The organism is Amantichitinum ursilacus (assembly GCF_001294205.1).
In the GTDB taxonomy this organism is placed as follows: domain Bacteria; phylum Pseudomonadota; class Gammaproteobacteria; order Burkholderiales; family Chitinibacteraceae; genus Amantichitinum; species Amantichitinum ursilacus.
In genome coordinates, this window is sequence record NZ_LAQT01000002.1 from 298,533 (window position 1) to 322,612 (window position 24,080).

General features: G+C 61.7%; 20 protein-coding genes. 11 read left to right on the forward strand and 9 right to left on the reverse strand.

The window, feature by feature from the left end:
* The first annotated feature begins 228 nt into the window (after positions 1-228).
* Positions 229-3,066: a DUF3857 domain-containing protein gene (locus WG78_RS03655; RefSeq protein ID WP_053936425.1), complete on the forward strand. Its 2,838-nt coding sequence runs from the start codon at positions 229-231 to the stop codon at positions 3,064-3,066.
* On the opposite strand, the gene WG78_RS03660 is transcribed toward WG78_RS03655, so the two are convergent.
* The gene (locus WG78_RS03660; protein ID WP_053936426.1) at positions 3,063-3,992 is read right to left on the reverse strand and encodes a LysR family transcriptional regulator; all 930 of its coding nucleotides are present in this window, start codon (positions 3,990-3,992) and stop codon (positions 3,063-3,065) included. The two genes, WG78_RS03655 and WG78_RS03660, sit on opposite strands and share 4 nt — an antisense overlap.
* A gap of 95 nt (positions 3,993-4,087) precedes the next feature.
* Here WG78_RS03660 and WG78_RS03665 point away from each other — a divergent pair, with 95 nt between their 5' ends.
* Positions 4,088-4,804 (forward strand): SDR family oxidoreductase, encoded by a 717-nt coding sequence (locus tag WG78_RS03665; protein WP_053936427.1) that lies wholly within the window; start codon positions 4,088-4,090, stop codon positions 4,802-4,804.
* Between the two features lie 17 nt (positions 4,805-4,821).
* Here the strand turns inward: WG78_RS03665 and WG78_RS03670 are convergent, their stop codons facing one another.
* On the reverse strand, positions 4,822-5,400 hold the full coding sequence (locus WG78_RS03670; protein ID WP_053936428.1) for a DNA-3-methyladenine glycosylase I: 579 nt from the start codon (positions 5,398-5,400) through the stop codon (positions 4,822-4,824).
* Between the two features lie 550 nt (positions 5,401-5,950).
* Between WG78_RS03670 and WG78_RS03675 the strand changes: the two genes are divergently transcribed.
* Complete coding sequence (locus tag WG78_RS03675; RefSeq protein ID WP_053936429.1) at positions 5,951-6,496, forward strand: hypothetical protein; 546 nt, start codon at positions 5,951-5,953, stop codon at positions 6,494-6,496.
* Between the two features lie 238 nt (positions 6,497-6,734).
* The gene (locus tag WG78_RS03680) at positions 6,735-6,938 is read left to right on the forward strand and encodes a cold-shock protein (protein WP_053936430.1); all 204 of its coding nucleotides are present in this window, start codon (positions 6,735-6,737) and stop codon (positions 6,936-6,938) included.
* A gap of 90 nt (positions 6,939-7,028) precedes the next feature.
* Here WG78_RS03680 and WG78_RS03685 read toward each other — a convergent pair whose 3' ends face one another.
* Positions 7,029-7,415: a PilZ domain-containing protein gene (locus WG78_RS03685; protein WP_053936431.1), complete on the reverse strand. Its 387-nt coding sequence runs from the start codon at positions 7,413-7,415 to the stop codon at positions 7,029-7,031.
* Positions 7,416-7,790: 375 nt separating this feature from the next.
* On the opposite strand from WG78_RS03685, the gene WG78_RS03690 reads away from it, so the two are divergent.
* Together WG78_RS03690 and WG78_RS03695 are read left to right on the forward strand one after the other, a co-directional pair.
* Positions 7,791-8,414 (forward strand): trimeric intracellular cation channel family protein, encoded by a 624-nt coding sequence (locus WG78_RS03690; protein WP_053936432.1) that lies wholly within the window; start codon positions 7,791-7,793, stop codon positions 8,412-8,414.
* 15 nt (positions 8,415-8,429) lie between these two features.
* On the forward strand, positions 8,430-8,882 hold the full coding sequence (locus WG78_RS03695) for a GNAT family N-acetyltransferase (RefSeq protein WP_083458752.1): 453 nt from the start codon (positions 8,430-8,432) through the stop codon (positions 8,880-8,882).
* On the opposite strand, the gene WG78_RS03700 is transcribed toward WG78_RS03695, so the two are convergent.
* The gene (locus WG78_RS03700; RefSeq protein WP_053936433.1) at positions 8,872-9,342 is read right to left on the reverse strand and encodes a PaaI family thioesterase; all 471 of its coding nucleotides are present in this window, start codon (positions 9,340-9,342) and stop codon (positions 8,872-8,874) included. The genes WG78_RS03695 and WG78_RS03700 overlap by 11 nt on opposite strands.
* Before the next feature lie 201 nt (positions 9,343-9,543).
* Between WG78_RS03700 and WG78_RS03705 the strand changes: the two genes are divergently transcribed.
* Complete coding sequence (locus WG78_RS03705) at positions 9,544-10,473, forward strand: endo alpha-1,4 polygalactosaminidase (RefSeq protein WP_053936434.1); 930 nt, start codon at positions 9,544-9,546, stop codon at positions 10,471-10,473.
* Between the two features lie 144 nt (positions 10,474-10,617).
* Positions 10,618-11,307: a siderophore-interacting protein gene (locus tag WG78_RS03710; RefSeq protein ID WP_053936435.1), complete on the forward strand. Its 690-nt coding sequence runs from the start codon at positions 10,618-10,620 to the stop codon at positions 11,305-11,307.
* 15 nt (positions 11,308-11,322) lie between these two features.
* Here the strand turns inward: WG78_RS03710 and WG78_RS03715 are convergent, their stop codons facing one another.
* From WG78_RS03715 to WG78_RS03725, 3 genes are all read right to left on the reverse strand, one after another.
* The gene (locus WG78_RS03715; protein ID WP_053936436.1) at positions 11,323-11,880 is read right to left on the reverse strand and encodes a GNAT family N-acetyltransferase; all 558 of its coding nucleotides are present in this window, start codon (positions 11,878-11,880) and stop codon (positions 11,323-11,325) included.
* Between the two features lie 59 nt (positions 11,881-11,939).
* On the reverse strand, positions 11,940-12,716 hold the full coding sequence (locus WG78_RS03720; protein ID WP_053936437.1) for a class I SAM-dependent methyltransferase: 777 nt from the start codon (positions 12,714-12,716) through the stop codon (positions 11,940-11,942).
* Positions 12,717-12,881: 165 nt separating this feature from the next.
* Positions 12,882-14,351 carry a catalase gene (locus WG78_RS03725; RefSeq protein ID WP_053936438.1) on the reverse strand — a complete coding sequence of 490 codons (1,470 nt, stop codon included), beginning with the start codon at positions 14,349-14,351 and terminating at the stop codon, positions 12,882-12,884.
* Positions 14,352-14,721: 370 nt separating this feature from the next.
* Between WG78_RS03725 and WG78_RS03730 the strand changes: the two genes are divergently transcribed.
* The 3 genes from WG78_RS03730 to WG78_RS03740 all read left to right on the forward strand — a co-directional run bounded on the left by WG78_RS03730 (position 14,722) and on the right by WG78_RS03740 (position 21,171).
* Positions 14,722-15,075, forward strand: coding sequence for a YkgJ family cysteine cluster protein (locus tag WG78_RS03730; RefSeq protein WP_053936439.1), 354 nt, complete (start codon positions 14,722-14,724; stop codon positions 15,073-15,075).
* A 91-nt stretch (positions 15,076-15,166) separates the two neighbouring features.
* The gene (locus WG78_RS03735) at positions 15,167-17,776 is read left to right on the forward strand and encodes an ATP-binding protein (protein WP_053936440.1); all 2,610 of its coding nucleotides are present in this window, start codon (positions 15,167-15,169) and stop codon (positions 17,774-17,776) included.
* A gap of 152 nt (positions 17,777-17,928) precedes the next feature.
* Positions 17,929-21,171 (forward strand): ATP-binding protein, encoded by a 3,243-nt coding sequence (locus WG78_RS03740; RefSeq protein ID WP_053936441.1) that lies wholly within the window; start codon positions 17,929-17,931, stop codon positions 21,169-21,171.
* A gap of 26 nt (positions 21,172-21,197) precedes the next feature.
* On the opposite strand, the gene WG78_RS03745 is transcribed toward WG78_RS03740, so the two are convergent.
* Positions 21,198-21,521, reverse strand: a complete 324-nt coding sequence (locus WG78_RS03745) for a hypothetical protein (RefSeq protein ID WP_053936442.1) — start codon at positions 21,519-21,521, stop codon at positions 21,198-21,200.
* 115 nt (positions 21,522-21,636) lie between these two features.
* Positions 21,637-23,943: a PAS domain S-box protein gene (locus WG78_RS03750; RefSeq protein WP_053936443.1), complete on the reverse strand. Its 2,307-nt coding sequence runs from the start codon at positions 23,941-23,943 to the stop codon at positions 21,637-21,639.
* Positions 23,944-24,080: the final 137 nt, after the last annotated feature.

Here is a 24,080-nt window from a genome sequence, read left to right on the forward strand (position 1 = left end):
TGCACCGCGGACGGGGAGGCAACGGCTTGCTGCATCAGCACCGACTTATGCAACCGTTTCGACGCGCTTGATCAAAAAAAGGGGATTTTCAGCCGGGCGGCAGGGGAACTTTTCAGCGCTGCGACGGCGCTTATCGGTGGTACAAATCAAGCCGGTCCAGGACACCTATAGCGCAACAGAACCCGCTAAGATGCCCGGAGCTTATCGGTACTTACAAAAGGCAAGGCAGTGAACGGCTACAAGTCTAAAGTTCTGGCAATTCTGGGTGCGGCATGGCTGTTGGCTGGCGCAGTGGTCATGGCGGCGGAACCGGCCCCGGCCGCAAGCGCCAACGCTGTCGACAAGACGGTCGACAAGACGGTGGATAAAGAAAGCGCACAGGCGCGCGCCGCGTTTTATTTGCAAGACCCGGTGCCGGCGTGGATTACGCCCGCCAATGTGGCCACTCATAAAGCCGATGCCAAGGCCACCGATCCCAAGGTTTATATCCTGGCCGACACGCAAATGCAGGCGGGCGCCGCTCCCGCTTATTACGTGCACCGCGCCGAACAGATCAACAGCACCACCGAACTGGAAAACGCCGGCCGGCTGGAGATCGAATTCATCCCCGATTATCAACAGCTGCATCTGCACGGTCTGCGCATCTGGCGCGAGGGCAAATTGCTCGATCGCACCCAGAGCGCGCACATCCGCTTTCTGCAGCGCGAAGACGGGCTGGAGCAATCGCAGATGTACAGCGGGGCGGTCACCGTATCGATACTGATCAACGATCTGCGCGTGGGCGATACGCTGGAATATGAATACACCGTTACCGGGCAGAACCCCGTGTTTGGCGGCCAGTTTGTCGAGAACTCGGGCTGGGGCGACAGCGCGCCGGTGCAATGGCGCCGCGTGATTTTGCGCTCGCCGGTGGCCACGCCCATTTATTGGCGTTATCTCAGCGACAACAGCATTGCCGCACCCAAGCCGACCGAAACCGTGGCGGGTGGCTGGCGCACGCAGATTTTTCAGGCACGCAATCTGCCAGCCATTCGCAGCGAAGGCGATCTGCCGCCGGATTACATCGTGGCGGGCTGGCTGCAGTTTTCTGCGTTTGCCGACTGGAACGGCGTGGCGAAATGGGCCGAAGGCCTGTTTACCGTCAAAGAACCACTGGGCCCGGAGTTGCAGGCGGTGGTGGCGCGGCTAAAAACCTTGCCGACGCAAGAACAGCAAGTGGTGGCGGCGCTGGAAATTGCGCAAACCGACATCCGCTATTTTTCGGTGGCGCTGGGCGAAAGTTCGCATCGGCCCGCGCCGCCCAACGTGGTGTACCAACGCCGTTATGGCGATTGCAAAGACAAGGCGTTGTTCTTGCATACCTTGCTGGCGCAACTGGGCATTGCCAGCCGACCGGTATTGCTGGATGCCAGCAGCCAGACTTTGCCGCAGCGGATGCAACCCAGCCCGCTGGCGTTTAATCACGCCATTTTGCAAGTGACGCTCGACGGCAAAATCTGGTATCTGGACCCGACGCGCCAGGGCCAGCATGGCGCGTTGGCCAATATGGGCCAGACCTATGGCGACGCACGTGTGCTGGTGGTGGACCCGGCCAGCACCGAGCTGGCGCGAATTGCGCCAGACACCACGCAGCGCATCGATATGGCGCGCGATGAAGTGTTTACGCTGCCGCAGTGGGACGGCGTGGCGCAACTGACGGTGACGGAAACCTGGCGCGGCGAAAACGCTGAGAACATGCGCATGAGCGTGGGCTCAGCCTCGGCCAGCGACCTGGCGCGCTTTGTCACGGACCCGATTACGCTGCGTTATCCCAAAGCCACCTTGGTGGGCGCGCCAACCAGTCAGGACGATATCGCCAGCAATAGCTATACATTGGTGTCGCATTTCAGCGTGCCCGAACTGGCGCATGAAGAAGCAGGCAGCTGGCAAGTGGCGTTTGATGCGTCGAACTTCCGCCATACCTTTACGCGCTTAGCCACCGCCGTGCGCACCATGCCGTTTGTGGTGGGCGGCAATGCGCCTGAGCATCTGCATTACTCGGTGCAAGTCACCCTGCCCAGCGAAGTGGCGGGGCAGGTCGACCCCGTCGTGACCAGCCTGCATCGCAAATTGTTTAACTACGACGCCACCTACAGCATGCGTGGCAATGTGGCGCGGCAAGTGGAAGACCTGGTGCTGACCAGCGCCAATGGCGAGGCGGCGGATGCGTCGGCGTTTGTGAGTGACTTGCGCGCGCTGTCGCAGCAATCCAGCGACACCTTTATCATCGCCAAGACCGATCTGGCTGGCAGTAGCGCCACCGCCAAGGGTGATCCGATCCAGCAGCAAATCGCCACGCGCTCGCAACGGCTGGTGGACAACATCAGCAAAGCCATCGCGGGCGGCAAGCTGGGCAGTGACGATCTGGCGGCGGCGTATTGTTTCCGCGCCGCAGCGTATCGCGATCTGGGGCAGGGCAAGGCGGCCGATAGCGATATGGCGCTGGCGCAAAAACTGGGCGCCTCGGCCCCGGTGGCATTGCGTTGCCGCACCGAATATGACTTTAACGGCGGCCGGTTTCAGCAAGCGATCGAAAGCAGCAGCCGCGAAATCAGCCTGGGCGGCACCGCGCCACGTCTGTACTACAGCCGCGCTGTGGCGCAGTACTTTAATGGCAACGCCACCGCGGCGCTGGCTGACGTGAACCGCGGCCTGCAACAAGCCGACGGCATTACCGACCCGTATGACCAGATCTGGGCGGCCTGGCTATTAAAGCGCCAGCATCTGCCGCTGCCGAATGCCTTGGCGGCCAAAGCCGACGTCAACCAGGATTGGCCCGCGCCGGTACTGGCCTTGTTTGCCGGTAAGGCCACGCCCGAGCAAGTGCTGAACGCCGCGCAAAGCAAAGCCGGGCTGGAAGGACGCATGGCCAGTACCGAGGCCAGCTTTTATGTGGGCGAATTCTATCTGGCGCAAGGCGATACCGATCGCGCGCGCACGCTGTTTGAGCAGAGCCGCCAGCAAGGGGTCACCAATTTTTATGAATATGCGATGTCGGGGTTTGAGCTGAAGCAACTGCAGCGCTAAGCCTTGGCGGCGCAGCTTTGCGCCACGACCTGCCGCAGCCAGATCAGGCCCGCATCTTGCGCATGCGTGGCGGGCCACATCTGGCTGACTTCGTATTCGGGCACTTCAAACGGCAATTCGCAGATGGCCAGGCGCAAGGCCTGCTGCCACGCTTGCGCCACAAAGCTGGGCACGGTGGTAAGCGCCGCCATTTGCTGTACCAACAGCGGACTGGCGCCAAAATGCCGGCTGGATAAAATCACGCGCCGTTGCCGTCCCAGGTTAGCCAGATCGTCATCCATCACGCCTTGCAGCTCGCCATTGAATGAGGTCAGCACGTGCGGCCACGCCAGATAGTCCTCCAGCGAAATGCGCCCGCCCGATAACGGCAACTGCGCCGGGTTGTACACGCACTGAAATTTCCAGTTGAACAGCGCGCTGGCTTGCAGCCACGCCGGGCGCTGCAGAAACACGCCGATGGCGAGTTCGATCTCGCCCGCATCCAGCAACTGCACCGCATTCTGGCCATCGGCGTTGATCGCGATGATTTGCACGCCCGGCGCTTGCGCGTTGATGCGTTGCATGATGCCGGGCAGCAAGGCCACCTCCAGCGCGTCGCTAAGCCCGATGCGGAACACGCGTTGCGCGCTGGCTGGGGCAAACCCCGGTTGCTGTTGCAATGCCTGTTGCACGGTGAACAACAGCGGCTCGATCTGCTGGCCCAGGTCCAGCGCGCGCGGCGTGGGCACCATGCCGTGCGAGGTGCGTACAAACAGATCGTCGCCAAAGACCTGGCGCAATCGTCGCAAGGCGCCGCTGAGCGCGGGCTGGCCGATAAACAAACGCGCGGCGGCGCGTGTCACGTTACGTTCTTGCAACAGCACGTGCAGCACCAGCAACAGGTTCAGATCAAGCTTGCGGAAATCATTTTCATTGATGACGGGCATGATTCCAAACGATTGGAGTGATATCAGCGGTCAGCCTATTCTCGCTGCGTGGTCCGGGCAAGTTGCAATGGGCCAAGCCAATCAGGAGCGAGATCATGCAACAGCAACAACGGGTCGTGGTGATGGGTGGGTCGTCGGGTATCGGGCTGGCCAGCGCCAGGCGGCTGGCGGCGGCGGGGGCCGAAGTGATTGCCACGGGGCGCAGCCTGCCCCGCTTGCAAGCGGCGCTGGAAGGCGCAGAGGGCACGCTGCGTGGCGAAGTGGTCGATGCGACCGATCGTGCGGCGCTGGATGCGTTCTTTGCCGCGACGGGGCCGGTGGACCATTTGCTGCTGGCGCTAGGCAGTGGCGCCGGGGCGGGCGAATTTCGGCAGTTGGACCTTGGCGATTTGCACACCGGTTTCGCCGCCAAGTTCTGGCCACAACTCAATACCTTGCAGGCCAGCTTGCCGGTGTTGCGCGCTGGCGGCAGCGTCACCTTGGTCAGCGCGATTTCGGCGCGGATGGCGATGCCGGGCGTGGCGGGATTGAGCGCGATCAACGGCGCGCTCGAAGCCATGGTGGGCACGCTGGCGCGTGAACTGGCGCCCGTGCGGGTGAACGCGGTGTCGCCGGGCGTGGTGGATACGCCGTGGTGGGATGGCCAACCGGCCGCATTCAAAGCTGCAGTGTTTGAACAGCAAGCGGCCAGCTTGCCGGTGCGCCGCGTTGGTCAGGCCGACGACGTCGCACATGCAGTGCAGTTTCTGATGGAAAACGGTTTTGTAACCGGCACCGTGCTCGAATGCGATGGCGGCCTGCATTTGCTGTAACGCGCGCGGGCGCTGTGTCAGGCGCGCGGGTCGGCGGTCTGCACCGGGCCGTTACGGCAGAAACAATCGGCGGCGTGGTCATTGACCATGCCGACCGCCTGCATCCACGCATACACCACCACCGGCCCGACAAACTTGAAGCCGCGCTTCTTGAGGGCCTTGGAAATCGTCAGTGACAACTCCGTTTGCGCCGGCACCGGGCCGCTGTTCTGCAACGGTGTGCCTTCGACAAACGCCCAAGCCCAATCCGAGAAATCCTCGCCCGCCGCTTGCATCGCCAGATAAGCTTTGGCATTGCCGATGGCCGCTTCAATCTTTTGCCGCGAGCGGATAATGCCGGAGTCTTGCAGCAGACGCTCGACGTCGGCCGCGGTAAAGGCCGCTATTTTGACTGGATCAAAGCCAGCAAAGGCATGGCGGAAAGCGTCACGCCTGTACAGGATGGTCCGCCACGACAGGCCGCTTTGAAAGCCATCGAGGATCAGTTTTTCCCACAGCGCGCGGCTGTCGTATTCGGGTACGCCCCATTCTGTGTCGTGATACTGGCTCATTAGTGGGTCATTCTGTGCCCAGGCACAGCGGTGTGGTTGCGTCATGGTCAGGCTCTGCTTGCGATCAAGTGCCGCTAGTCTAGAGCACGAACCGGCCCGGGCAACATGCCTTTGAATGATGCCCGCAATTACGCCGTCAACAGGGGCGCGGCTTGCGCTTACTTCTGCGTTTTTTACCTGCAAAAGTTGCTTGCAGATCGACAAATGGGGGATGACTGATTTCGGGCCTTTTAAGCACCGCGTGCGTATTTTGCTTACAATCGGGTTTGTTGAGAAAGTACGTAATTTATACGCGCGTTTGGTCTTATATCGCCTTTTATGCAAGCTATTACGTCGGTTTGTCTGCCGACAACAATTAATTTGACTGGCTCGACGACTAGTAGCCCTCCTAGCCATTTGCTGAATTTTATATAATATTTAGCTGACTATAATCTGATAAATTGCACGCAATCAGACGCTTTAAAAACGACTGTCGGCGCTAAACGTCCGCTCAGGCAAAGAGGGCCGGTTGGGGTGTTTTCGGGGGGCAAATTCGCGGCATATAGTCTGGTCATGTAAGTAGCAAACACCCCACTACATACCGAGGGCCGCCACCATGAAAAAACTTCTGATCGCCATCGTGACTACATTGTTGGCCAGCGTCGCACAAGCCGATCCGCCGCATCTGAATACCGCGCCGTTTGTGGCGCTGCTGGACCGTATCGGCAGCGTGGCCACCAACGGCAATCTGGCCGATCCACATTATGTAGGCGCGGCGTTGCAATGCCAGGTGAGCGAGCGGCATCTTCCGGCGCAGAAAGTGCGGGGCACCGAATTGCCCGCCGTGGACTTTGGCTATCTGCTGTCCAACTGTCCGTTGCCGCAGGCGGCCAATCGCTCGTTTTTGTACACCACGCAGGGCGAAGACAATATGCAGCCCGGCAAGGTCACCATTTTGCTCAGCCCGTTTGATGACGGCAGCCGCTTGCCTTTGCAAAAGGTGGTGGATCTGGCCACCAGCGAATTTGGCACGCCTGAATGCAAAGGCGATGAAGACAGCCCGCAATACTGTGCTTTCCGGCTGAAGGGTGAGCACAAAGCCACCTTGCTGATTCTGGGTATGCGCGGCGTGTTGATGAATATCGCGCTGCAAAATCAATAAGCAAAGCCGGTTTTGATGCCCGTTGCTGGCGGGTGGCGGGCATCGATTCTGAAATTAATTACGGCAAGAGCGTTGACGCGGCCGGCATAAAAGGGGATAACGACGGTGCAGGATCTCAAGCGTGAAGTGATCGTTACATTGTCAGTAGCCCCGTGGCACCCCTTGTTACCTTATTTTCCTTGATGTTCGTGCGCTTCTTTTCTGAGCGGCATGCTCAATTACGTATCAAGGAATCAAAATGGAACAAGGTATCGTCAAGTGGTTCAACGACGCTAAAGGCTTCGGCTTTATCACCCCGGCTGACGGCGGCCCGGATCTGTTCGCTCACTTCTCCGAAGTGAAGGTCGACGGCTTCAAGAGCCTGCAAGAAGGCCAGAAAGTGACCTACTCCAAGGGCATGGGTCCGAAAGGCCCGCAAGCCACCAACATCCAACCGGCTTGATTGCTGCGTTGCTTGTTAGAAGAAAACCCCGCATTGCGGGGTTTTTTTTCGTCCAGTGTTTTCAGCATCGGCCCAGCCTGACGTTTGCGCCTAAGCGTCTTCAGCCACCACCGGCCGGGCGCGATGAAAATACGCCTTGAATGCGCGCTGCAGGATATCGCGCGCCGGCTCGTCCAGCTGCATGAACTGGATGCCGGTCCGAAACTGCCCCATCGCATTGTCATGCACCGTGTACACCACGCGGCAGGGCAGTTGCACAATCTGGCGCTCAATCACATCCGGTCGCGCTGGCACCTCCAGATGCAATAGCGCATCGGTCTGCATCTGCAAATACACGTCAAGATAAACCGAAGCGCCGCTAGCGGATAAATCGCCGGTGCGGCCAAACGCCTGGCGGCCGTCGGTGGTAACCAGCACCACGCGCCAACGCACGCCGTGCCGTGTGGCGCGCTGCGTCTTGTCTGAATAATCGTTCATGGTTCTGGCCTGCCCGGTGTTCCTGCGCACCGTGTTACCGCGTCATGCGGCTGTCATATATCAGCGTATTCTTATTTGACGTGTGCGGGCTCACTACCAGGAGCGCTCCTGGCTTGCCAAACGATAGGCAAAGAAAAGCCCGCCACCAGGGCGGGCCCAACCAAGCCAAAAGGAGAGAGTTAACGCACCTGCCAGCGCGTTAAGGGCATCATGCCAGCGCGCCTGGCGCTTGCCAGCCAGGCCTGCACCTGGGGGCCGCTCCTGGTCTACGCGCTGTGGCAGTGGCGCGGATACCACGCCAGCCGCGTGCATGCCCAAGCCTGCGGACACTTCGCTATATGATGGCTGCGGCTCAATTTGACCGGATGGTAGGCAATGCGATTGCGCGCAGAAAAACTGGTGCTGATGGCCGACCTGATCGGCACGGTGGTGTTTGCCATTGAAGGCGCCCTGACCGCGATGCGCGCGCACCTGGATTTGCTGGGCGTGATGGTGATTGCGTTTATCGTGGCCATGGGCGGCGGAGTGATCCGCGATCTGCTGATAGGCGATACGCCGCCCAGCGCCATCCGCGACTGGCGTTATCCGGCGCTAACCTTTGCCGCCGGCTTTATCACGTTTATCTTTAGTAGCGCGGTGCTGGCCTTGCCGCCGCTGGCGTATACGGTGCTGGATGCCGCAGGCCTGGCGCTGTTTGCGGTGGCGGGCGTGCAGAAAGCGCTGTTGCACGGCATCCGCCCGTTTATCGCGGTGCTGCTGGGCACCGTTACCGGCACAGGCGGCGGCGTGGTGCGTGACGTATTGCTCGCGCGCGTGCCGCTGGTGTTGTATGCCGATATTTACGCCACGGCCGCCTTTCTGGCCGGTGCTTTGGTGGTGTCGCTGCGCCGCTGCGGCGTGCCCGATACGATCAGCGCCATCAGCGGCGGCGTGGCGTGTTTTGTATTGCGCCTGCTGGCCGTGCACTATGGCTGGCACTTACCGCGCGCCACCTTGTAAACAGGAACCGATGTCATGACCCAGAACGACCCGCAAGCGCCCGACCTGCAGTTCCGTTTTGCATCGGTGGCCGATGTCAGCGCGCTGGCGATGCTTAATCTGCAATTGCTGCGCGACGAGGGCAATGCCCACAGCCTGAGCCTGCCCGAGCTGCAAGCGCGCATGGTGGGCTGGCTGTCAGACAAGGATTATCGCGCGGTGCTGTTTGAAAGCGGTGGCCATCTGGTCGGATACGCGCTGTTTGTGCTGGCGCCCGACCATGTGTTTTTACGCCAGTTTTATGTGTCGCCCGAATATCGCCGCAACGGCATCGGCCGCGCCGCCATGGCATGGCTTTGGGCCAATCCATGGCGCAAATCGGGCCGCCTGCAGCTGGAGGTGTTATCGCACAATGCCGCCGCGCTGGCGTTCTGGCGCGCGGTCGGCTTGTCGGATCATTACATCGCCATGCAGATGATCAAGCCTTAGGCGCGCTGGCGGGGCGCTCCATCACCAGCAAGGTTGAGGTGGCCGAGGCATACAGCTTGCCTTCGGCATCGGTGATTTTGCCCTCGGCGAATGCGGCGCGGCGGCCGATCGAAATCACCTTGCCTTCGGCGCGCAGCAAGCCGGTTTCAGCGGTAATCGGGCGGTGATAGGCCACTTTCAGTTCCAGCGTGGTATACGCCTGGGTGGCGCTCAGACTGGCATGCACCGCGCAGGCGCAGGCTGAATCCAGCAACGTGGCCGCATAGCCGCCATGCACGGTGCCGATCGGGTTATAGGCGTGATGGCCCGGCGTGCCGCTGAACACGGCGCGGCCCACTTCGACTTCGACAAAATCAAAATCGAGCGAGACCGCGATACCCGGCTTGCGACCCGCCGCCACCAGCGCTTTCAGTTGCCCCAAGCCATCCAGACCCGCGCCAACCTGTTCTGACATATTCATGTGCTTCTCCGGTTTGTTGTTGTGGGAGGCCGATCATAAATCGGGATGTTGACGGCCACTTAATCCAACGGTCGTTTTAAACGGATGCGGCAGCGGCGCAACGGCGGTTAACCGCCGTCCACTGGTAACTGTCCTGGCAGGCAAACCGCTATGCAGCCTGCATAACGACACGCTGATACTCGACCCGCGTGGAACGTCTTGATGAAGCATCCTGTTTTGCAGTGGCTGGCACTGGCCAGCGTCGCCGCCATTCTTTCCGCATGTGGTGGCGGTGGCGGTGACAGCAGCGGGGCAAGCGCCAGCGTGTCGCCAACGCCAACGCCAGCGCCGACACCGGTCGCTACGCCCACGCCAACCCCCACGCCGGTGCCGACGCCCACGCCTACCCCAACGCCCAGCTATTGGGTGCCGGCGCAGGACAGCACCTGGCAAATCCAGCTTAGCGGCACGCTGAACACCAGCTACGACGCGCAAATGTATGACGTCGATCTGTTTGATACGCCCACCGCCACCATCGCTGCACTGAAGGCACAGGGCCGCCACGTCATTTGTTATTTCTCCGCAGGGACCGCCGAGAACTGGCGCAGCGACTACACGCAGTTTGCCGCAGCCGACCAGGGCAACGGGCTGGCCAACTGGCCGGGCGAATACTGGGTCGATACCCGTTCGGCCAATGTACGCAGCATCATGCAAACGCGGCTGGCCTTGGCGCAAAGCAAAGGCTGCGATGGCGTCGACCCCGATAACGTCGATGGCTACACCAATACGCCCGGCTTGCCGCTGACTGCCGCCACGCAGCTGGATTACAACCGCTTTATCGCCGCCCAGGCGCATGCGCTCAACCTGAGCGTCGGCCTTAAAAATGATCTGGGCCAGGCCAGCAGCCTGGTGTCGAATTTTGATTTTGCGGTGAACGAGCAGTGCTATTCACTGGGCGAATGCGACCACTACGCCAGCAACTTTATCAGCGCGGGCAAAGCCGTCTTCAATATCGAATATGACTCGGCCTATCGGCAAAACACCAATGGCGCGCGCGATGCGTTATGCGCCGCCACACTGAGTGCGCATATCAGCTCGTTGGTGCGCAAGCTGCGGCTGGCCGACGACTACCGCTACAGCTGCGAAGGCTAGCGGACTGAGGCCGATTTGCGACGGATGTCATGCTAATGGCATCCGCTCGTCATCACGATCTTGGCGTTTTATATCTTTAGATATATCTTGCGACCTATATCGTAAGATAACTAAAAGCGCCTGACCGTGGGCCGGAGATTCGTTATGAGCATTCTGGAAACCGTTAAAACCTGGGTGAAACACGAAACGCAACATCGCGCGGCCGTCGTGCAGGTACGTACGCTGCAAGGTGTGTTGCGCCATATCACGCTCGAAGCCGAAAGCTTCAAGCACATGACCGATTACGCGCCGGGCCGCGCGGTGAGCGTGTATATCGATGGCGCCACACAGCGCGTGGGTCGCAAATATTCGGTATATCGCTTTGACGCCACGCGAGGTCGCATCGAATTGCTGGTGCATCTGCATGGTCGCGGCCCGGGCAGTGCTTGGGCCAGCTTGCTGACCGTGGGCGATAACGTGTGGCTGCGCGGTTTTTCGGGGCGCGTTACGCTGGATCTGGCGCGCCAGACGCACTGGTTTTTTGGCGACGCCACCACGCTGGCCCCGTTTGCCGCCATCAGCCGGGCGGCACAAGGCCGCTGCGAAGGCTTTATCGAAGGCGACACGCGCATCGCGAGCCTGCTGGACGAACTGGAATTGCCATTTACCTGGCTTGATCAGGCGGGCGGCAAAGCATCACGCCAGCCAGCGATGGCGCGCATGCTCGATTTGCCGACTCCCGCGGCCATCTACATCGCGGGCGCCGCACAAACCGTACGCGCCGTGCAAGACATCCTGCTGTTCGAACGCGGTCTGGATCGCACCAGCGTGCGGCCGAAACCATTCTGGGGCTAAGCCAGACAGCCTCAATCAAGACGCATGTGCCGGATTGAGCAAGGACGTCAGCACATGGTCGGCCCACTGCCCATTTATTTTGAGATAAGCGCGGGCAAAGCCTTCGCGCTCAAAACCAAGGCGGCGCAGCAATTGCGCGCTGCGCAGGTTTTCCGGGCGGTAGTTGGCCATGATGCGATGCAGATCGAGCTCGGCAAACGCGTGCTCAATCACGCTGCCGAGCGCCTCCGCCATCAGACCCTGACCCTGGGCGCTGGCGGCCAGGGCAAAGCCCAGATGGCAGGCCTGAAATAAGCCGCGCACCAGGTTGGTCAGCGCGCATTCGCCGATCAGTACATCGCGCTGTTTGCACACGATCAGCCAATGCAACGCAGCGCCCGAAGCGGTGGCGTCGGCTTGTGCCTGCAGCCTTGCGCGCTGCGCCTCCAGCGTATAAAACGCATCGGCGCGCAGCGGCTCCCACGCTTGCAAATGCGTACGATTGGCGCGCTGCCACGCCAACACGGCCGCCGCATCTTCGGCCGTGGCGGGGTGTAATTCCAGACGGACAGTGCTGAGCGGTGGGGCAGGCATGCGCTTCCTTGATGGTTGGGGGACGGACGATCAGACGGCGCACCGTGGGGTGCTTCGCGTCACTCGGCCGGATATTTGCGTCCCCACACCGCAAAGACGCGATGTGGCGTCAGCACGGGGTCGGCCGGAAAGTGCTGGCGCAACAGTTCGGCCAGCGCCGCGTCAAAACGGGCCACGCTGTCGGCATCCAGGCTGGCGGCCACGCCTGCGCTGGCGCGAATGCGGCCGCGCCAGGCTTCGTGGCTGTAGTAAACCGGTACATCCAGCGAGAACGACTGGATGCCGCTAAAGCCCGCGGTGCTGAGGTCAGCAAACCAGCGCGGATGGATGCCGGTGCCGCCCGCGGCGTTCCATTGCGGATTGAATTGCAGGATCAGATCTTCGGTGGCCGCCACCACGTTGCCCGGCAAGGGCAGCCAGTCAAAATGCGCCATCATCAAGGTGCCGCCGCGGCGCAACACGCGCCATGCTTCCTGCGCGGCGGCGGGGCGATCAAACCAGTGCCAGCATTGGCCTGCGGTGACGACATCCAGCGACGCGTCGGCCAGGCCCGTGTGTTCGGCGCGGCCTTCGCGATAATCCACTTGCACACCTTCTTGCTCCGACAGCGCACGCGCTTGTTCCAGCAACGCACTGGCCGGGTCCATGCCGATGACGGTGGCGCCGCGTTGCGCAAATCCGCGCGCCAGCGTGCCGGTACCGGTGCCGATGTCCAGAATCTGCTGTCCCGGCAAGCCCACCCCATGCGCTGCGGCCTGGATAAAAAAATCGGCCGGAAAGCCCGCGCGATAGCGTCGGTAATCTGCAGCCGTATTGCCGAAATTGATCGTAGCCATGCCGTGCTCCGTGCGAGTGAGGGGGGAACTCAGTGTCGGGGATGCGTGTGGCCGCCACTATAAACAGATCGCGCCTGGCGCGTACGTAACAGCCCGCCATTGCGCATAAAAAAGCCCCGCCCGGGGCAAGCCGGACAGGGCGGGTTCGCACGCGAGGGCGTGCGCTTAGGCCGGCAGATGCGGACAGACCTTGGCCAGATCAATCCCCAGCGCACTGGCCACACCGCGGCCATAGGCCGGATCGGCCTTGTAGCAGTTGATGATGTGGCGCAGCTGGATGTCTTGCGGAACGCCGCCCATGGCGCCCGCGGTGTTTTCAAACAGCGCTTGTTGCTGCACCGGCGTCATCAGGCGGAACAATTGGCCCGGTTGCGAATAAAAATCGGTGTCTTCGCGGTTATTCCAGTGATCGCCCGCGCCGTCGATGGCCAGCGGCGGTTCGCGGAATTCCGGCTGTTCGGCCCATTCGCCCTGGCTATTGGGCTCGTACCCGATCCGGCTGCCGTTGTTGCCATCCACGCGCACCGCGCCATCGCGGTGGTAGCTGTTAAACGGGCAGCGCGGCGCGTTCACCGGAATCTGGTGATGGTTAACGCCCAGGCGATAGCGTTGCGCATCGCCATAGGCAAACAGCCGCGCTTGCAGCATGCGGTCCGGCGAGAAACCGATGCCCGGCACCACGGCAGCCGGGTTAAAGGCCGATTGTTCGACTTCAGCGAAGAAGTTTTCCGGATTGCGGTTCAGTTCAAAATAGCCGACTTCGATCAAGGGGTAGTCGCCGTGCGGCCAGGTTTTGGTCAGATCAAACGGGTTGTACGGCACGGTGGCGGCTTCGGCCTCGGGCATGATCTGCACGTACAGCGTCCACTTGGGAAAGTCACCGCGCTCAATGGCTTCGTACAGATCGCGCTGATGGCTTTCGCGATCTTTGCCGATCAGCGCTTCGGCTTCGGCGTTGCTCAGGTTCTTGATGCCTTGTTGCGTCTTGAAGTGAAATTTGCACCAGTAGCGTTGGTTGTCCGCGCTGATAAAGCTGAACGCATGGGAGCCAAAGCCATGCATATGGCGATAGCTGGCCGGAATGCCGCGATCGCTCATGATGATGGTGACCTGGTGCAGCGCATCGGGCATCGACGACCAGAAGTCCCAGTTGCTGGTGGCGTTGTGCATGTTGGTGCGCGGGTCGCGCTTGACCACCCGGTTCAGATCGGGAAACTTGAGCGGATCACGCATAAAGAAAATCGGCGTGTTGTTGCCACACAAATCCCAGTTGCCTTCTTCGGTGTAGAACTTGAGCGCAAAGCCGCGGATATCGCGTTCGGCATCGGCCGCGCCGCGCTCACCGGCCACGGTGGTAAAGCGGGCGAACATCTCGGTTTTCTTGCCAATTTGCGAAAATATTTTCGCGCGGGTGTAGCGAGTGATGTCATGCGTGACGGTAAACGTGCCATATGCGCCCGAGCCTTTGGCATGCATGCGGCGTTCCGGAATCACTTCGCGGTTAAAGTGCGCCAGTTTCTCCAGCATCCACACATCCTGCAGCAGCGCCGGGCCGCGCGGCCCTGCGGTCATGATGTTCTGGTTATCCACTACCGGTGCGCCAGCGGCGGTGGTGAGCTTTTTGTGATCGGTCATGAACTGAGTCCCATAAAAAGTTGAAACCCGGGCAGTGGGGCGAGAACGTAAGGGCAGGCCACAAGGCGATGGGTTTGATAGTTAATAGCAATCAAATTTCGTAAATCGATTGCCGTGTTGTATTAAGTCGTAGCATGGCCATTCAAACTTTGACGTGGATCAAGTTTTACAAGGATCGGCCTGCCTGACCTCCGCCAACCGGTGGGTCGATCTGCCCGCTGTTTAACCGGTGACCTGGGGCCAGTCGGGTGCGGTAAACGGCAACGGCCGGCGGCCAGCGGCAGGCGAAGTGCGGTTTGTCGCCCGGCCACGGCGTGTCCGCCTGCGCCAGCTACAATGCCGCGTCGCACCTTTGCCAACTGGCCCGCCGATGTCTGATGTCGTTCAGCAAATCCGTTTTTTCCGCAATCGCATTCCCGGCTTTGCCTGCAAACCGGACTGTCATGATTGCTGTGGGCCCGTGACTGCCACATCGACCGAAGTGCAACGCCTGCCGCCCAAATCGGCGGCTGAGCATGCCGCCGCGCTGGAGCATCTCGACTGCGTGTATCTGGGCCCGCAAGGCTGCACGGTGTATGCCGAGCGCCCGCTGATTTGCCGCCTGTTTGGCACCACGCCCAGCTTGCCCTGTCCGCATGGCCTGGGGCCGCTGCAACCGACCGACCCCGCCGTCGAGACCGCCTTGCACCAGTTTCAGCGGCAGCACCGCCAGGTGTTGCTGTAAGCGCCGTCGCTGGTCATCTGGCGTAGTGTTGCGGCGCTGCGTCGCCTATAACGGGCATCACCACCCCCACGGCTGCACCGCCAGGACCGACGTGACCGCCACGCCCGCTGAGACTAGTCCAGAGCAAATCCGTATTCAGCGCCACGGCCAGCTGGTGCTGCGCGGGCTGTGGCTTGGCGTGGCCACGCTGCTGCTGTTGTTTACGCTGGCGCTGGTGGCGTGGTGCCGCTTTTTGCTGGATGACACGCTGGCGCGCCTCGCGTTGCGGACGCAGGCACATGTCGAGCGACTGGCTGAAGCGCGCAGCATTTACACGCATTTTCTGGACACCACCTCCGGGCTGCTAAAAGAACCATCACAGCCCGCTGGCGCCGACAGCGCGCAGCGCTGGGCCGGATTGCTCAATCAGGTGCCGGTAGGCGGCTGGGGCGCAGTGCGCATCGAAGATTCCAGCACGCCGTTCCTGCTGTTGCGCAGTGCTCAGGCCGCGCCGATCAGCACCTTGCAGGCGCGCGCACTGGCGCGGCTGCATCTGATCAGCCGGATTTCGTTTCCCGGCGACGCCGACGGTTATCTGGTCTATCGCAGCGAAGACGGCAAGATGGCCGCGTTGTTCGCGCAGCCCTCAGTGATGCGCCATTTGATGCAGCCGCCACTGGATGCGGCCGCCGCGTTGCAACATCTAACGCAAGCGGTGCTCAGTGCGGACCCCGCGCATGAAACACAGGTACAGCACGACGCCATCAGCGGGCTGGCGGTCTTGCGCCGCGTTACGCATCTGAATAACGCGCAAGGCCAGCCCCAAGGCATGTTGATTGGCAATCGACTGATCAGCCTGATGCCACTGCAATTGCGCGAGACCATCTATGACCACGCAATCAACGGCAATCTGGTGCTGATCGATCCGGGCCATCACGCACCCGCACTGTTGTTTGATGCCACAGGCGACGGCCGTAACATGCCTTCGCCGGCACTGCTGGCACGCAATGGGCCCTTGTACGGTCCGCCGGGACACGCCTGGGCGGGCGATACGTTGTGGATCGGCACGCATGCGCCGGGCTCCGCCTGGCAAGGCATCGCCGGGTTCGCCGCTTTGCCGGTATTGCAGGCGATGGCGTTGCCTGCCGCGGCGGCGCTGGCGCTCTATCTGGTGGCGCTGCTGCTGGTGTTGCTGGGCGGGCGCTGGGTGGCGCGCCGGGTGTTGCTGCCCGACTTGCAAGCACAACACGCCATCGCTGCCGCCGGGCGCGCGGCGCAAGCCGCCAATGCGGCCAAATCGTCGTTTCTGGCCAGCATCAGCCACGAAATCCGTACCCCGTTATTTGGCATGCTGGGCACGCTGGAGCTGCTGGCGCGCAGCCCGTTGCAGGCATCGCAGCAGGCGCAACTGGCGATGGCGCAGGCTTCGTCCACGGCGCTGATGCATATCATTGACGATTTGCTGGATTACTCACGCATCGAAGCGGGGGCGATGCCGCTGCAGCTGGCGCCGTTCAAACTCAGCAGCCTGATCGACAGCACGCTGGATGGCTATCAGGCGCTGGCGCTGCAAAAAGGGCTGGAATTGCGCCGCGATTACGCCAGCGATCTGCCCGTCGTACTGAGCGACGCCACGCGGCTGCGGCAAATATTGGCCAATCTGTTGGCGAATGCGCTCAAGTTCACGCCTGCGGGCACGGTAACCGTAGCGGTGCACGCCACGCCTTTATCTGAGCAACAGGTGGCGCTGCAGCTTGCCGTGAGAGATACCGGCATCGGCATCGATGCGGCGACGGCGGCGCGCTTGTTTCAGCCATTCCAGCAAGCCGACGCCAATCCGGCTAGTCGTTTTGGCGGCACCGGCCTTGGCTTGTCGATCAGCCAGCGCCTGGCGCATTTGCTGGGTGGGCAGATTAGCTTGCAATCCACGCCGGGGCAGGGCAGCACGTTCACCTTGGCGCTGCAAATGCCGTTGGCACAGTTGACGCCAGCGGCGGTATCGCTGGCGAACACGCCGCGCCGCTTCGACGCGCATGTGCTGGTGGCGGACGATCATCCCGTCAACCAGCAGTTATTGGTGCAACAGCTCGAAGCGCTGGGCTGCACCGCAGAGGCCGTCGCCGATGGCCAGCAGGCGTCGCTGCGGTTGCAGGGCGATCACCGCATTGATCTGCTGATGACCGATTTCAATATGCCTTTGCTGGATGGGCTGGCGTTAACGCGACAATTGCGCGCGCAAAGCATCATGCTGCCCGTGATTGGCATTACCGCCAGTTTGATGTCTGGCGAAATCGAGCAAGGCCGGGCCGCCGGCATGACTTTATGCCTGGCCAAGCCGCTGCTCCTGGAAACGCTGGCGCAAGCCCTGGCGCAGATCGGCCTGCCCAGCCACGCCAGCGCCACAGCCCCGCCGACGGATGCGCCGCGCCATGATCTGAACGCATTGCGCGCGCAAACGCTGCGCAGTGACCTGGCGGCCGTGCAGCACGCGCTGCAAATGCATGATCTGGCCGAAATCCAGCGGCTGGCGCATCGCATCCGCGGCGCGTTTGTGCAGGCGCCCGAGGGGGAGGACATTGCGGACGCTTGCGCCATGCTGGAAGCGTGCGCCAACACGGCGCGCGAGGGCATCGAATTACACGGCGCGGCGCTGGTGGATTACGCGGCGCTCTGGCTTGAGCAATACGCGCAGTCAGCGGCGGATCCCAATTTCCGGTTTTAAGAATTAGCTGATTAACGCGGCGCAGGTCGACTGCCCAGAATGATGCTCTTTCCTTCGTTGCGTCCGCCATGGTCGCAAAGAGAGCGCACCGTGTTCCGTCCCCATTTTCCCCGCCATCAACCTCCCGCCGCCCGGTCCGCAAGGAGCCAGCCATGAATCGCCGCGCCTTGCTCGACAAATGGCCTGCCTTGTCCCTGTCCGTGCACCAGATTCGCGTGCTGGTGATGGCGTTTACCTTGCTGGGTGGCGCCATCGGTCTGGTTTCCGCAGGCGTGGTGCTGCATTACCAGGTCCGCGCCGCCATCGAACAATATGCCTCCAGCTTTGACGTCAACAGCCGCAACGCCGCAGCCCGTCTGGCCAGCAGCCAGGCCATGCTGCAACGTGCGCGCGCCGCCATCGACGATCTGCCGCTGCACGCCGCTTTGCCGTTGCGGCCATCCGCCAACGCCAGCGTGGTTTTCCGCGTACCGCCCGTGGCAACTGATCCGGCCACGCCGGATGCTGTGCGCCCACTGGCCGATATTATTGCGTTCTCGTGGCGTCAGACGGGCGCGGCCGAAGGCCAGGATGGCAATACCTGGCTGGTGGGACAGGGCGATGCCCCGCTCTATGTGATTCCGCAAAACCCGGTGCTGGGACGGATCAAACTGTCGGACGCCGGCTGGCAAAAGCACTTTGGCGACAGCATGCGCCGCGAGTTGGGCGATCCGGCCCTGGTGGCGCGGCTGGCCGCTGCGCCAGAACGCACCCTCCTGCTGACACCCGCGCACGATGCATTCAACAACGCGCCCGTACTGCGCATCGCCGCCTTGCTGCAGTCGCCCGAGCACGCGCCCGTGGTGGTGGGGCTGGATCTTCCCGCCAGCCAGATTGCCCCGGCCGACGCGCGTTTTGGCGATGACTTCGACCTGATACTGCAACACGGCGCTAACTGGTTGCCGGTTAAAGACACCTCGCCCGCGCTGCGTGATTTGTACACGCGGCTGGGCCAGCAACAACATGGCTTGGCGCAACAGACGCAATGGCAATGGGTGCGCGGCAACGGTCTCGACTTGAATGTGCTGTTGGTCAGCCCGCTGGGGCAGCCCGACTGGTATGCCGTGGCACGCATCAGCGCGAGCCAGATCGCCAGCGATGTCCGCGGTGGCGCGATGGCCCTGGCGCTGTTCGCACTGGTATTGATCGCGGGCCTTAGCGGCTGGCTGTACTGGATCGACCGCACCTTGTTGCGGCCCACCGAGCAACAATCGCAGCGGGTGCAGGAAAGCGAAGCGCTCAATCGCAGCATCTTCCAGACCGCGCCGGTGGGCTTGCTGGTGGTCGCGCGCGAAAGCGGCGAGGTGCTGGAAATCAATGCGCTGGCGCAGCACTACCTCAGCGTGGGCGAGGCATGTACCGATCTGATTGCGCTCAGTCGCGAACGCATGCGCAGGCAGCCCGAAACGGCAGTGACCGAATTTGAAACCGTACTGCCGGATGGTGGGCATGGTCGCGTTGTGACCGTGCGGCTGATTGCCACACTGGCCGATGCCAAGCCCGCCAAGCTGATCACGCTGCACGACACCACCGCCATCCGCGCCAGCGAGACCCGCATGAAAAGCGCGCTGGCCGAAACCGCACGCGCCAACCGCGCCAAATCCGAGTTTCTGGCCACCATGAGTCATGAAATCCGCACGCCCTTGAACGGCATGCTCGGTGGCATCGAGCTGCTGGGCTTGACGGCGCTGGATGTCCAGCAACGTGACCGCCTCGGCATCATCCAGCGCTCGGCGCACGCCTTGCTCGGCACCATCAACGACGTGCTGGATTTCAGCAAGATCGAAGCGGGCGAAATGACGATCCATCCCACGCGCTGCAATCTGCTGGAATTGCTGGAAGACGTCGCCCGCAGCTTCGAACCGGCCGCTACCGCCAAACGCCTGGCGCTGTATCTCGACATCGACCCTGCGCTGCCCGCCGAAGTGGACATTGACGGTGGCCGCGTACGGCAGATGTTGAGCAATCTGCTGGGCAACGCCATTAAATTTACTGCGCGCGGGCGCATCCGCTTGTCCGCCATGCAGGAAGATCAGGTGCTGATTTTGCGTGTGATCGACAGCGGTCCCGGCATTGCGCCGGTGGACCAGGCTCGCTTGTTTGACCCGTTTGTGCAGGCCGATCAGTCCGACACACGCCGTTATGACGGCACGGGCCTCGGCCTGTCGATCTGCAAGCGGCTGGCAGGCTTGCTCGGCGGCAAGATCACCCTCACCAGCGAGCCCGGCCTGGGCGCTTGTTTCAGCCTGTATTTGCCGTGGACAGCCGTTGCAGCGCAAAGCATTGCGGCGCGCCCTGATCTGAGCGGCATTCGCGTGCATGCCGCGCTGGAACACAGTGGTTTGTATGCCGAGACCACGCGCTGGCTGCAAGCCTGCGGCGCCCAATGCGTCGGCCCCGATCAGGACGCGGTGGTGCAGATTACCGATACCGCCGCCACTACCGCGCCTTGCGGCAATCCGCCAGTGCCGCAGATTGTGTTGAGCCAGAACGGCCCGGTTTTGCTGGATCGGCACACCCAGCCCGTGCAGTGTTCCAGCCTGGCGCATCTGCAATTGTTAACGCTGGTGCAGCAACTGGCGCAATCAGGGGATGAGGGCGCATTGCCATTGGCCGAACCAGCCGCGCTCGCCAACGTACCCACTGCGGCCTTAACCGGGCGTGTGCTGTTGGTGGAAGACCACCTGATTAACCAGACCATCATGCGCCAGCAACTGCAATCGCTGGGTGTGGCGGTGGATGTGGTGGCCGACGGCGCCGCAGCGCTGCGGCAGATTGAACAGCAGCAATACGACTGGGTTATCACTGATATCCAGATGCCGACCATGGATGGTTACGAGTTGGCGCGACGTCTACGCGTGCAAGGCGTACAACTGCCTTTGATTGCGATCAGCGCATGTGTGCTGCAGGACGAGCGCCAGCGCTGTCGCGATGCCGGCATTGATGTTTATCTGAGCAAGCCGGTCAACACCACGCAACTGGCCGAAGCGTTACAGCTATTTGATCCGCGCCGTCTGCAAGCGCCCGTTGAGCCACAAGCGCTGCCACCCGGTATCGAAGTCGAAACCATCGAGCCCGGCACCATGGACACGCTGGTGCGCGCGGCATTGCTCAACGACATGCAGCAACTGAATGTGGCCTACGCCAACGCCGATACCAGCTTGTGGCGCAGCAAGCTGCACGCGCTGGCGGGCGCGCTGGCGGTGCTGGGGTATCCGGTGGAAAGCAGCCATTGCCGCGACATGGAACACAAGTCCGTCGCCGCCTTCAGCGAATTCGCCTCCGACTGGGACGAGCTGCAGGAGATGGTGGCCGACATCACTGGCGTGCCGTGCCCCACCGCCGCGCTGGTGTAGCAACGGGGCAGGGCGGCTGCCCGAGCTTAGTGATGTGAATGAGATCGCGCGGCTGCGTTACGTTTGCGCGTCTCCGCACCTTTGCGGGCAGACGCAGAACGTTCCGCCGCAGTGCGATGCGCCGATGCGGCACCGCCCAGGCGTCCACCTTTATGTTCCGGCTCGTGGTTTTCGGCCTTGCCGACGCCCGAGCCTGACTTTTTGCCGCCCCCTGTGGTTTTGTTGACGGTGGCCCAGGCGCGACGTTCTGCCTCGCCTTCCGACAGACCGCGCTCTTCGTAGCCTTCCTCGATATGTTCCGCTTGCCGTTTTTGCTTGTCGGTATAAGCCGATTTATCGCCGCGTGGCATGGTCCTGCTCCTTTGGGTGAACAGGCTTTCAGCATGCAACCACGGCGCGCGGGCTGCAGTCAGACTGGCCCGGCGCGTGGTGTAGGCGAATACGGTAGCGACGTTCTCACGCGCGTCAGGGATTAACGATGGGCGCGGACGCATAGCGGTTCTTGCCCGCGCGCTTGGCGGTGTACAACGCTTCGTCGGCCATGTTGACGCACATGCGCGCGTCCTGTCCGCAGGACTGGAAGCTGGCGATGCCGATGCTGGTGGACAGCGTTAACGCCTGGTCATAGGCCATCAGCGGTTCGCGCATTGCGTCGATAATCTTGCGTGCGACGTTTTCGGCATCGGCCATGCCCTGGCTTAAAAATTCCAGCACCACCACAAACTCGTCGCCGCCCAGGCGGGCCGGGATATCGGACTGGCGGATGCATTGAGTCAGGCGTGCGGCAAACGCAATCAGCACCGCATCGCCCACGTCATGGCCGTGGGTATCGTTAACGCCTTTAAAACCGTCCAGATCGAGATACAGCAATGCACATTCTTTGCCCACGCGCTTGGCGCGCTCGGTGGCGCGGTGCCAGTGTTGCTCAAAGCCGCGCCGGTTGGACAAGCCGGTCAGCGCATCCTCCATGGCTTGCCGCGACAAGGAATGTTCCAGCTCTTTGCGCGCGGTGATGTCCTGCACCATCACGTAATAGCCGCCCACCTTGCCGTCGGCATTGGGGCGGGGCACTGCATCGTAATGTTCCCAATGCTCGCCGTCTTCCTGCAGCGTTTGCACTTCCAGCGTGGCGTACGGATTTTCGTGCAGCCGCCGCAGATATTGCTGCAATTGCGGGCTGTGCTGCAGCGGCGGCGCTTCGCCAAATTTAAGCCCGATCAACGAGCCCGGTTCAACACCATACCAGCGGTGCCAGGTGGCATTGGCAAAGCGATATACGCCGTCGGTATCAATTTCGGCGACGAGCACGGGCAGGCTGTCGGTAATGGTGCGCAATTCTTGCTGGCTGCGGCGTACCGCGGCTTCGGCTTCTTGCCGCGCCGACACATCGCGCAGAAACGCGTTAAAGCGCACCTGGCCATCCACCGAAACGTGCGAAATCGTCATCTCGACCGGCACATCCACGCCATCGCGGCGGCGCGCGGGCAGTTGCAGCACGCGGTCCAGCACCACGGCCTGGCCTGTCTGCAAAAAATTAACCAGCCCGCGCGTATGCCGTTGCCGATAGGTAGGCGGGATCAGCGTTTCTTCAATCAGCTGGCCCAGTACTTCCGCGCGCGACCAGCCGAAAATTTGTTCGGCTTTACGGTTCCATTCGATGATCAAACCGTGGGCGTCGATGCTGATAAACGCATCGGCGGCGGTCTCCAGTACGCTGCGATGCAGCGCCTCGCTGCGGCGTAATTGCGCCTGTGCTTCCAGTTGCTGGTTAACGGCGATCGACAGGCTTTGATTGGCCTGTTGCAGCGCGGCGGTGCGTTCGCCCACGCGTTGCTCCAGCGTATCGCGCAGGTTTTTCAGCGCCGATTCCGACGCTTTGCGCCGCTGGATATCTTCCACCACCGAAATAAAGTGCTGCGGCGTGCCATCGGCATGATGGCGCAACGACACGGTCAGCTTGGCCCACACCACCTGGCCATCTTTGCGCACATAGCGCTTTTCCAGCGTGTAGTGGTCGATCAGGCCCGCCAGCAAATCTTCCAGCGACTGCAGATCAATGCGCAGATCGTCGGGATAGGTGATGTCCTGGAAGGTCAGCGCCATCAGTTCCTGGTTGGTGTAACCGAGGAAATCACACAGCGGCTGGTTAACCCGCATCCACGTGCCGTCCAGCGCCACCCAGGCCAGCCCGGTGGCGGCTTGCTCGAAGGTCACGTCCAGATCGGTACGGCTTTCGAGCACCTGCTCCAGCCCTTTGGCGTGCGATTGCATGGCGATGGTGGCGGTTTCGCGATGGGCAAACTCGCGTTCAACCAGCGCGCCCAGGTCTTTCAGCATCGCGGCTTCGGACGACGTGAGATGGCGCGGGCGCGAATCGAACACGCACAAGGTGCCCAGCCGCACGCCTTCCAGCGATTTGATCGGGTAGCCCGCGTAAAAGCGGATAAAGGGCGCCTGCGTGACCAGCGGATTATCAAAAAAACGCGGGTCTTGTTGCGCATCGCCAATCACAAACAGCTCGTCGCTGAGGATGGCGTGGCCGCAAAACGAGATATCACGCGGCGTCTCACACGCCTCCAGGCCGATTTTTGATTTGAACCACTGGCGATCGGTGTCGATCAGCGAAACCAGCGCCGTCTGCACATTCATGGCCTGGCGCGCCACCCGCGTGATACGGTCGAATTCTTCTTCGGGCGCGGAGTCGAGTATGCGCAGACTACTTAACAGCAGTAATCGGCTGGCTTCGTCAAAGGGGATGTCAGGCGCAATCAACGGCCTTTCCTTCAGGCGTCAGAACAGGATGTAAGCATAAACGAGACGCAGTGCATCTGGGGCCGTGATGGCATTTGCATAACGCGATGTGTGGCTGAACGGCGTCAAAAGCCCGCCCGGCTGCGATTTGTTTCACA

Coding starts and splice junctions, on each gene's coding strand:
- WG78_RS03660 (WP_053936426.1), bottom strand. CDS start 3,992: ATGCCCGTCATCAATGAAAATGATTTCCGCAAGCTTGATCTGAACCTG.
- WG78_RS03665 (WP_053936427.1), top strand. CDS start 4,088: ATGCAACAGCAACAACGGGTCGTGGTGATGGGTGGGTCGTCGGGTATC.
- WG78_RS03670 (WP_053936428.1), bottom strand. CDS start 5,400: ATGACGCAACCACACCGCTGTGCCTGGGCACAGAATGACCCACTAATG.
- WG78_RS03675 (WP_053936429.1), top strand. CDS start 5,951: ATGAAAAAACTTCTGATCGCCATCGTGACTACATTGTTGGCCAGCGTC.
- WG78_RS03680 (WP_053936430.1), top strand. CDS start 6,735: ATGGAACAAGGTATCGTCAAGTGGTTCAACGACGCTAAAGGCTTCGGC.
- WG78_RS03685 (WP_053936431.1), bottom strand. CDS start 7,415: ATGAACGATTATTCAGACAAGACGCAGCGCGCCACACGGCACGGCGTG.
- WG78_RS03690 (WP_053936432.1), top strand. CDS start 7,791: ATGCGATTGCGCGCAGAAAAACTGGTGCTGATGGCCGACCTGATCGGC.
- WG78_RS03695 (WP_083458752.1), top strand. CDS start 8,430: ATGACCCAGAACGACCCGCAAGCGCCCGACCTGCAGTTCCGTTTTGCA.
- WG78_RS03700 (WP_053936433.1), bottom strand. CDS start 9,342: ATGAATATGTCAGAACAGGTTGGCGCGGGTCTGGATGGCTTGGGGCAA.
- WG78_RS03705 (WP_053936434.1), top strand. CDS start 9,544: ATGAAGCATCCTGTTTTGCAGTGGCTGGCACTGGCCAGCGTCGCCGCC.
- WG78_RS03710 (WP_053936435.1), top strand. CDS start 10,618: ATGAGCATTCTGGAAACCGTTAAAACCTGGGTGAAACACGAAACGCAA.
- WG78_RS03715 (WP_053936436.1), bottom strand. CDS start 11,880: ATGCCTGCCCCACCGCTCAGCACTGTCCGTCTGGAATTACACCCCGCC.
- WG78_RS03720 (WP_053936437.1), bottom strand. CDS start 12,716: ATGGCTACGATCAATTTCGGCAATACGGCTGCAGATTACCGACGCTAT.
- WG78_RS03725 (WP_053936438.1), bottom strand. CDS start 14,351: ATGACCGATCACAAAAAGCTCACCACCGCCGCTGGCGCACCGGTAGTG.
- WG78_RS03730 (WP_053936439.1), top strand. CDS start 14,722: ATGTCTGATGTCGTTCAGCAAATCCGTTTTTTCCGCAATCGCATTCCC.
- WG78_RS03740 (WP_053936441.1), top strand. CDS start 17,929: ATGAATCGCCGCGCCTTGCTCGACAAATGGCCTGCCTTGTCCCTGTCC.
- WG78_RS03745 (WP_053936442.1), bottom strand. CDS start 21,521: ATGCCACGCGGCGATAAATCGGCTTATACCGACAAGCAAAAACGGCAA.